Origin of the sequence: Myxococcus sp. CA033 (assembly GCF_013336625.1) — a bacterium.
Classification (GTDB): domain Bacteria; phylum Myxococcota; class Myxococcia; order Myxococcales; family Myxococcaceae; genus Myxococcus; species Myxococcus llanfairpwllgwyngyllgogerychwyrndrobwllllantysiliogogogochensis.
The window spans coordinates 1,096,750-1,105,614 of sequence record NZ_JABUMU010000002.1 but is presented as its reverse complement, the minus strand read 5'-3'; the positions used below and the strand labels follow the sequence as shown (position 1 = coordinate 1,105,614).

Sequence of the window (8,865 nt, the reverse complement as noted above, 5' to 3'; positions counted from 1 at the left end):
CGAACCGCAATCGCAACACCTCTCTCAACTTGCGCACCGCCAGCCTCTCTTGGGCCATCTCCACCTCCTCGAAGGAGATGGAGGCGAGACCCTGCTGCCCAGTGCCGTCAACGCTCCGTGTTCCGCCCCTGCCTGTGCTCACCATGCCCGGAACGGGTGCTCACCATGCCCGGAACGGGTGCTCACCTCGGTCCGGAATCGGTGCTCACCATGGTCCGGAATCGGTGCTCACCATGACCCGGTACACGCAGCCGCTCCTCGTGACCGCGAGGAGCGTGGGTTGAAACAGTCGCCCACCGTGACCATCCCCATCCACCTTGGTCGCTCCTCGTGACCGCGAGGAGCGTGGGTTGAAACGAGAGGGTGGACAGCGACGGCACCGTTGCGCCTCGTCGTTCCTCGTGACCGTGAGGAGCGCTGGTTGAAACCACGTGAGGTTGCGACTCCCGAAGATGAGGACGTCGCTCCTCGTGACCGCGAGGAGCGTGGGTTGAAACTGCAGCGCGATGGTGTCGGAGTCCGGGCTGATGTCGCTCCTCGTGACCGCGAGGAGCGTGGGTTGAAACAGGTTTCCGGCAGCGCCATCCCCGGCGTACTCGGTCGCTCCTCGTGACCGCGAGGAGCGTGGGTTGAAACAACACCACCAGCCTCGACTACTCGCTGGAGCCCAGTCGCTCCTCGTGACCGCGAGGAGCGTGGGTTGAAACTTGGTAGCACGTGCGCGACTTTAGCGGAGTCGTCGCTCCATGTGACCGCGAGGAGCGTGGGTTGAAACGCGTTACGGGGTCGGCGCGCACGCTCCGCTCCATGGTCGCTCCTCGTGACCGCGAGGAGCGTGGGTTGAAACCAGACGCGGCCAGCAACCGTGGCTTGAGTCTCGTCGCTCCTCGTGACCGCGAGGAGCGTGGGTTGAAACATGGAGCTGCCGGACGCGCTGCGCGAGCGCCGCGGTCGCTCCTCGTGACCGCGAGGAGCATGGGTTGAAGCACCAGGGCCATGATGATGTGTCGTGGCTGGAGGGGTCGCTCCTCGTGACTGCGAGGAGCGTGGGTTGAAACGGAGCGGGCTCCTCGACGAGCAGGAGGTCAGTGGTCGCTCCTCCTGATCGCGAGGAGCGTGGGTTGAAACGTGCTGGTGGTGGACGTCAACCGCAGCGTCACCAGTCGCTCCTCGTGACCGCGAGGAGCGTGGGTTGAAACGAGGGCACGGTGATTCCGCCCCTGCCGCCAGAGTCGCTCCTCGTGACCGCGAGGAGCGTGGGTTGAAACCCAACTGGCGCACTGCATTCCTCACAGCGCCCTGTCGTCGCTCCTCGTGACCGCGAGGAGCGTGGGTTGAAACAGGTCGTGCTGAAGTACACCGCGCAGATTGGCGGTCGCTCCTCGTGACTGCGAGGAGCGTGGGTTGAAACAGCGTCGCGTGGTTTCCGCTGCAAGAGCCCGATGTCGCTCCTCGTGACCGCGAGGAACGGGGGTTGAAACCCGATGACGGGGATTGCCTCGCGCTTGAGCCACTGTCGCTCCTCGTGACCGCGAAGAGCGTGGGTTGAAACCGCTTTGCATTCCCTGCGGAGTCCCTGTCGTTAGTCGCTCCTCGTGACTGCGAGGAGCGTCGTTTGAAACGAGGATGCTCGCGACTGGTTCCGTTCGCTCTTCGTGATCTCCTGGAGCGCGGATTGAGACGCCTGCTCCGCTGGACGGAGCGGGCTTTGGATTTCGTCGATGTCCGCATCCGGAGGTAGATGACCCCGGACCTTCCTGTGCCGCAGCCCTGGAGCCAGAGAGCCACTTCTGAATGGTAGACTCTCGCAGTCGGTTCGGATGAAGGAGCCCAGGTGCAGCGACATGCGAGAAGGATGTTGATGTCCCTGCTGATGGGCTTCAGCGTCCTCGGCGTCGTGCGAATACCGACCGCACATGCGGAGCCTCCCATGACAAAGGCCCCTGCATGCATCAAGCGTGGATGGCCCGCGTCCGTCATGTGCGGAGGCACGGCGTGCTTCGTTTCGAGCTGCGGCGAAGGAAGATGCCCCTACTGCTTCATCGAGGGCATGGAGAATCTCGCGATCAAGGGATGGGCCGTCTACACATGCTTGAGTGGTGAGTCCGTTACAGGCAAGGCGCTCCTGTTCCAGACGCTACCCTTCGACGCCCGACTGGGGCCCTTCTGTGGGTGAGCCTTCTTGGGAGCAGGAAGCCGTCTTGGTGGCCGAGGCGCTCAATCTTCTGAGCGTGATGGCCGCACCCCGTCTCTACGCACGCTGGTGCATGCAGGCCCCACCCTCGGAGCTGCGACTGGCGCTTAACACCCGCGTCGCGTCCCTCGCGGCGTTCTGTGAAAAAGCATGGGGGAGCCCTGATGCGGAACGCTTTCGCGCCGCCGCTCCCCAAGTACAAGCACTCTCCGATTCGGTGACAGGTGCCCCCGCGGACCTTCTCATGGAGCCAGGCTGGGTCCTCCAGGCTCGCGAGTGTCTGGACGCGCTCGGGTTCCCTCCGCCTCCAGGGGGATGGGAGACCTTCGAGGGATAGTCCTCTCCGTCACGCCCCCCAGGGTCGCAGGAACTCTTCCGACTCCGCGAGGATGCGGGGCAGGGACGCGGTCAGCTCGTGGCCGTCCTCCACCTCCACCATCCGCACATGCCTCCGTCCCTCCGCCCACTGGCGCGAGTAACGGATGTCACAGGTGTCGTCCGCCTTCCCGTGAATCAACAGCGTCGGCACCCGCACGTCCGGCCAACCTCCCGTGCGCGCGTCCACCGCCTCCGCATCCTCGATGAACCCCGAGTGGATGCGCACCTTGCGCTTCTCCGCGAAGTCGTCCGTCTCAATCCAACCCGACGTCTTCCAGTGCCCCCACGCCGCCTCACCCATCCGTTTCCGCAACTGCGGAACCACATGGAACGCCGGCGCCAGCAACACCAGCCCACACACCCTCGCGTCCTCCGCCGCGATTCTCGCCGCCGTCAGGCCTCCCAGGCTGGAGCCGAACAGCACCGCCCGGTCCTCCTTCTCCCCCAGCGCCGCACGCACCGTCTCCAACATCGCGCTCAACCGGAGCTGCTCCATCGAGGGCACTCGCAGGTTCAGCCTCGCGACATGGTGGCCTCGCGCCTCGAAGTGCCTCGCCACGGCCACGCCCTTGGCCGAGTCAGGCCCCGACGCGAACCCATGCAGATACAGCCAGCGCGGCGCCACCAGCCCCGGGACAGACGGAAGGTCACTCATGACCACCCACTGTACCGTCAGGCCCGCCTCCTCTCGGGGCCTCACCCTCGGACCGCGTTAGCCGCGCTCAACCGAGGCATGAGGCCCGTCGAGGCCGCTCGCTACTTCACTTCGCGCGTGAGCCTGGAGTCCCACGGGCACCAGTGGCTGCCCGGCAGGAAGGCACCTCCCGCTTCGTCCAGGTGGTCCTCCACGTACACCATGTTCGCGTCGCAGACCTCGATGGCCATCGCGAAGAACCGGATGGTCGTCGGGTCCAGATGGAACGAGAACTTCGGATTGTACGGCTGCGTCCTCTTGATGATTCGCCCATGCACGTGGACTTCGTTCTGCTCCTCGCCGGAGAGAATCTTCCGTGCATGGTTGATCGTCTGGTCGTCCGTCAGCTCGATGATGAACTCGGTCCCAGGTGAGCTCGGCTGCGTGAATGCGAAGCGGGTGGCAGTCGCCATGGCGCAACTCCTGTGAGGGTGGGGCGCCCGATGTAAAGGGTCACCTCCTCAACCCACAAACCGCCCGCGCGCCCCGCAGTGGAAAACCCCTCAGTTCCAGGTGCGGGGTTGCGAAACCACACACCTCAATCCGTCCAGCGACTCACCCACCCCGCGGCTTGCGTCGCCTCGCGAGGCGAGCCGCCTGCTCGGGATTCAACATCCCCACATACGCCAACATCCCATCGATGCGCGCACGGCGCTTCGCGTCCCCACCGTCCCGGTCCTCCTGGTGAATCATCGCGCGCAGCTTGCGCCGCTCCTCCCGCGACAGACCGAGCCCCTCGTTCACCGTGACGCCCGTGACTCGCTGACGCCCGCCCCGACGCATCACGCGCGTCTTCTCGCGGTTCACCTCGAAGCCCTCTTCCGTCACGTACCTCGCGGCCAGCGCCCGCACCTTCTCCAGCGCCCCCAGGTCATCCCCCGAGAACGTCAGGTCATCCGCATAACGCGTGTATGTGTACCCATACCTGCGCGACAGGCCCGCCAGCCTCCGGTCCAACCGCGTCAGCACCGCGTTGCACAGCCCCGGACTTGTCGGCGCACCCTGCACGCAGACTCGCGGCCCCACCGGCACGTGGAACACCGTCCCTTCCACCTCCACCGGTTGACGCTCCGCCTCCGTCATCAACACCGCCAGCGTCGCCGCCACCGGATAGCCATACCCGAAGGCCAACAACAACCCTCGCACCCGGTTCACCGTCACCGACGGAAAGAAGTCCTTCAGGTCCAGCTTCAACACCACCCGCTTGCCCACGTGTGGCGCCGCTCCCGTCTTGATGGAGCGCCCCGTCACGAAGCCGTGCGCCTGAGCACTCACCGGCAGCTTCGACACCAGCACCGCCAGCAACCTTCGCTGCAGCGCCTTGAGCCTCCGCTTCGGCGCATGCAACAGCCGCACGCCCCCCGAACGCTTCGGCACCGAGAACGTCACGTAGTGCGACACGCGCTCCCGCGCCCGGTGTGTCGAGTAGTGCCGCAACTGCCCCACGGAGATACGCAGCGCCGTGGCCACGTCCTCCTCCGTGCGCCACACCGGCAACCCGTACCGCGCGAGCTGCGCCTCGTCCGGCAGCAAATCGCGCACGTTCCGGTTCCGCGTCCGGAACGCCGTGGAGAAGAAGCGCCGCGCCTCTGTCGCCGCGAAGAGCCGCTTGCGCTTCCGCGTGTAGACGCGCTTGCCCTTGGGCAACAGCCGCGCGTCCCGCAGAATCTGTCGCAGGTGCCCGGGCTTCAGCGGCCCCGACGTGGCCACCGTCTCGCGTACCACGTCCGCCGGACGGCCTCGCGCATCTCGCTCGGACGCATCCAGCCGCGCGACGTCGCGTGTCACCGGCTTGGGGGAGAACAGCCCCTTGAACCAATCGAGCCAGCTCATGGTGCTCCGGGAGGGGCCAGGGGACGACCTGCGAGGCGCTGGACCCGGGGTTCCCTGCGTTCCGTACGCTGGGACCCTGGAGAAGAGAAGGAGACAGAACACCGCCGCAGCGAAACACCACGGCACCGACGGCTCATCCGCGAGCCCGGGCCCTTCCCGAGAGCATCACCGGTTATCGTCATCGCCGCCGTCCTCGTCAAGCGCCTCGGTGTCGTCCGCCTCGTCCGTGTCGGCGTCCTCGTTCCTGGGTCGCCGCGCCGCCGCTCCCGCCGCGCTCACCGCGAGCGCCTCGGCCGAGGACGGCACCGAGCTCGCCAGCTCCTTGCGCCGCGCCTTCGCCAGCCGCAGCAACGCCAGCAGGTGCGCGCACGGCCCCTGATTCATCAGGTGCTCGCGGAAGTACTCACAGCCGCACTTGCCGAAGAGGAGCCGGTCCTCGTCGTTCAACACCAGCTCCACGTCCTGCTGCGGGCCCGCGTGCCCGTGCACCACCCAGTCGCGGTGGACCACCTCGCGCACCACCGCGCCCTCGGGCGTCGGCAGCTTGCGCACCTTGCGTGTCTCGCGCGTCGTCTCCGACGTCACCTTCACCGCGTCCGCCGCCTCCAGGCGCTCGGCTTCCTCGCGCCGCACATCCGGTGGATACAGCCGGCCCAGGTTCACGGGCGTGGCGAACAGCTCGCGGTGCCGCCAGTGCCGCGCCTCCACGTCGAACACCGCCCGCCCCGCCGCGCACTGTGTCGCCAACGCCTCCGCCGCTTGCGCCTTGCTCACGCCCAGCGCCCGCGCGACCTCGTCCGTGGAGGCGTGCACGCGCTCACGCAACAACCCGAGCACCCGCTCCGTCAGCTCGCTGTCCTGCCCCGGCTCCAGCAGCAGGTCCATCCCCGCCGTGCCCGTCCACCGGTTCTCCGTCCACCCCGACAGCCCGAGCACGAAGCGAACCCCCGGCCCCAGGTGCACCCCGTAGAAGTGCGGCAGTGCCCGGCCCTTCAGGTAGATGTCCACCTTGTCCGCGTACGGCAGCAATGGCTCCAGCAGCCGCAGCCTCCGCCGACCCCACGTGCGCACCGTGCGCGGCTCCGTGGAGCCATGCGTCGCGCCACGCAACGGCACTTCGTGCTCCCACGGCTCCAGCACCAGCTTCGCGTCCTGACCCGGAGTGAGCACGTAGCGCAGCGCCCGGGGAGACATCTTCGCCTTGGTGAAGGTGAGGTAGCGCACCGCCGATAGCAGGTCCACCGGCCTCACCGTCAGCTTCGTGCCCGGCATCGCCATGCCGCCCTGGAGCTGGAGGAAGCCTCGCACCCACGCGTCTGGCACCTCCACCTTCTGTTCGAAGCGTCCTCCCGCGCCCTGCGTGCGGACCTCGAAGCCCTCCGCACCCACGCGCAGGTGTGTCTCCCGGCTGGAGCGCATCTCCGCCAGCGCCGCCCACAGCCACGCGGTGAAGTCCACGTTGGTGGTGCCGCAGCGCACCTCGCCCTCGGGCGCGAAGCAGCTCCGGTCCACGATGACCATTCCGTACGAACTCTGGTCCTGGCTGAACGCCTCGAAGAAGACGCGGTCCGGGTGCACGGTGATGATGGGGTCCATCAATCCCCCCATCCACTCCGAGCTCCACTCGTCCGATTGCCAGATGAGCTGCCCGAGCGCCTGGAGCGCCAGCCGTATCGGCAGCACGTCCTTCGCCACCTTCGCGTGGAAGCGCACCGGCCGATGCTGGTCTACCGACAAGCCCAGCAGCGCGCGCTCCCGCGTGGACTCGAAGACCGACGGCGTCGCGTAGAGGAGGTCGACCACCGTCATGACAGGGCCTCCTTCGTGGACGCGGAGAAGACTCGCGGAGTCTCCGACGGGCCTCGCAGCTCCGGCCAGCGCGTGAGCACCTTCGCCAGCAGCTCCACCAGGGCCTCCTTCGGATAGCGCTTGTCCGGCAGCGCGAAGGTGTCTCGCATCCGGGGCAGCAACATCCTCGCGGCCTCCACGTCATGCAACGCCGCGTTGGCCAGCGCGTCGAAGGCCGCGTGCCGCGTGCGCCGGTGCAGGGGCCTCAGCAGCGTGGCCTGGAGCAGGTCCAGGTTGAGCATCGCCAGCGCCCTCGCGCGCGGCGAGTCCCGCCCCAGGAGCCGGAACGCGAGCGCCTGCACGTGAATCTGCGGCGCCTCCAGCAGGTCCCTCACCGCCAGCGGGTCCGCCAGATAGAAGTCATCCGAGCGCTGGAAGAACAGCCTCGTGAGCCGGTTCCGCATCAGCAGCCGGTCGAAGTCCCAGATGGAGAACGCGGGCACGGCGCCCAGGGCGTTGGCGGCTCGACGCGCGAACACGCCGCCTTCCTTCGGCAACTTCTCGTAGTGCTCGGCCAGCGCGTCCAGCACCCGCGTCCACTCCTTCTGGCGCTTGTCCGCGCCATGTTCGGGCACGAACTGCGTGGCGGCGCGGCTCGCGATGAAGTCCAGCAGCTCCTCATCGCGCTGCTCCAACGCGCGCGCCACCAGCTCCGGGTATGCCGCATGCCAGCCGGAGGCGACGTGCATCCGGAAGGGGCCGCGCATCAGCTCCGGGAAGCGCTCGTACATCGCCACCGCCGTCGCGTCCTTCAGCGGCAACACCCTCGCGAAGCCCAGGCCGGGCAGGTTCCATTCGGCGCCTGCCCCCGCCACCTGGAGGAGCCGCCGCCGCGCCACGGGCTCGTCCCGGTCCGCGTCCTTCACCAGCTTGCGCACCTCGGTGTCGAACGTCTCCTCCGTCGAGGAGGTGCGCAGCGCCGCCGCCCACACGTCCTCCCAGCCGCGCACCCGGCACAGCTCGAGCAACTCCGGCAGGGCCTTCGCGTTCTTCACCCCATGGATGCTCGTCCTGCCGGCCCACCTCGGGAACACCGAGCGCAGGTTCTCCAGGACATAGGGCACCACGTCGCGCCCGCGCTTCTCCACCAGCTCCACGAAGACGTGGGCCGCCATGGTGGGCGCGAACTCCGGATGGTGCTCGCCCAGCTCTCGCACCAGCGCGTCCGGCGCCTTCACCGACTCCGTGAGTGCCATGACGTCCCGACGCCACATCTCCTCGGACACCAGCCGGCGATACACCGTCCAGGCCTGCTCCGTGTCGCCCCTGGCGAAGAGGCGCTCCCGATAGGTACCCCACATCGGAAGCGGCTTCTTCGACGGGGACCAGGTGTTCTGCGTGAAGGGCAGGTGTTGACGGATGAAGGGCCGCGCCGCCTCCGGGTCCACCGCGTCCAATTCGAGCGCCGTCGCCTCATCCAGCCGGAGGAGAGGTTGCTCCACCTTGCTCAACTCGAGGTGCCGTGCGCCGCGCGTCTTCGCGCCCCGGAAGCGTCGCGTGACGTCCTCGCGCCACACCGCCTCCTGCAGCTTGCCCAGGCCCTGCAGCTTCCAGCCGTACAGCTTGCGGAACACGGCCACGTCGTCGGCGCGGTCCGCGTCCGACAGCCACGTCTCCAGCGCGGCGGCGTACTCACTCTTCCACGGGTCGAACAACTTCCCGCTCGCCGTGACGTTGACCGGCACCAGCCAGGAGAGGATGAGCGGACGGAAGAGGACGCGGTCCCTCACATGCAGCGCCGGTCCCCACAGCCAGGGGCAGCTCTGGAAGCGGGGCCGCCGGGCCAGCGACTCCAGCTCCGCGCGAAGCTCCAGGTCCGACTGTCTTCGCGCGAGGGCGCTCCGGATGGCGGCTTCCATCTCCCGCGCCTCGCGTCTTGCCCGCTGCTCCCAGCTCTCGCTCACGCCTGGTTTTCTAC

5 protein-coding genes and 1 CRISPR repeat array are annotated in these 8,865 nt (G+C 67.8%); all 5 genes read right to left on the bottom strand.

Translation table 11 applies throughout. The features are described from left to right. Positions 1–250: 250 nt before the first annotated feature. Positions 251–1,682: direct repeats of the CRISPR family, unit length 37 nt; unit sequence GTCGCTCCTCGTGACCGCGAGGAGCGTGGGTTGAAAC. An 858-nt stretch (positions 1,683–2,540) separates the two neighbouring features. Then, on the bottom strand, positions 2,541–3,227 hold the full coding sequence (locus HUA78_RS10325) for a YqiA/YcfP family alpha/beta fold hydrolase (RefSeq protein ID WP_174476179.1): 687 nt from the start codon (positions 3,225–3,227) through the stop codon (positions 2,541–2,543). Between the two features lie 101 nt (positions 3,228–3,328). Beyond that, positions 3,329–3,679 carry a calmodulin gene (locus HUA78_RS10320; protein WP_174453871.1) on the bottom strand — a complete coding sequence of 117 codons (351 nt, stop codon included), beginning with the start codon at positions 3,677–3,679 and terminating at the stop codon, positions 3,329–3,331. A 142-nt stretch (positions 3,680–3,821) separates the two neighbouring features. Then, positions 3,822–5,099, bottom strand: coding sequence for a reverse transcriptase family protein (locus HUA78_RS10315; RefSeq protein ID WP_174460687.1), 1,278 nt, complete (start codon positions 5,097–5,099; stop codon positions 3,822–3,824). Positions 5,100–5,264: 165 nt separating this feature from the next. Continuing rightward, a complete protein-coding gene (locus HUA78_RS10310) occupies positions 5,265–6,908 on the bottom strand; it encodes an SWIM zinc finger family protein (RefSeq protein ID WP_174460688.1) in 1,644 nt (547 codons plus the stop codon). Beyond that, positions 6,905–8,851, bottom strand: coding sequence for a gliding motility protein (locus tag HUA78_RS10305; RefSeq protein ID WP_174476178.1), 1,947 nt, complete (start codon positions 8,849–8,851; stop codon positions 6,905–6,907). Before HUA78_RS10305 ends, HUA78_RS10310 begins: the two co-directional genes overlap by 4 nt. Positions 8,852–8,865: the final 14 nt, after the last annotated feature.

Bases quoted from the DNA above. Each gene is read 5' to 3' on its own strand.
- HUA78_RS10310 (WP_174460688.1), bottom strand. From the start codon at position 6,908: ATGACGGTGGTCGACCTCCTCTACGCGACGCCGTCGGTCTTCGAGTCC.
- HUA78_RS10315 (WP_174460687.1), bottom strand. From the start codon at position 5,099: ATGAGCTGGCTCGATTGGTTCAAGGGGCTGTTCTCCCCCAAGCCGGTG.
- HUA78_RS10320 (WP_174453871.1), bottom strand. From the start codon at position 3,679: ATGGCGACTGCCACCCGCTTCGCATTCACGCAGCCGAGCTCACCTGGG.
- HUA78_RS10325 (WP_174476179.1), bottom strand. From the start codon at position 3,227: ATGAGTGACCTTCCGTCTGTCCCGGGGCTGGTGGCGCCGCGCTGGCTG.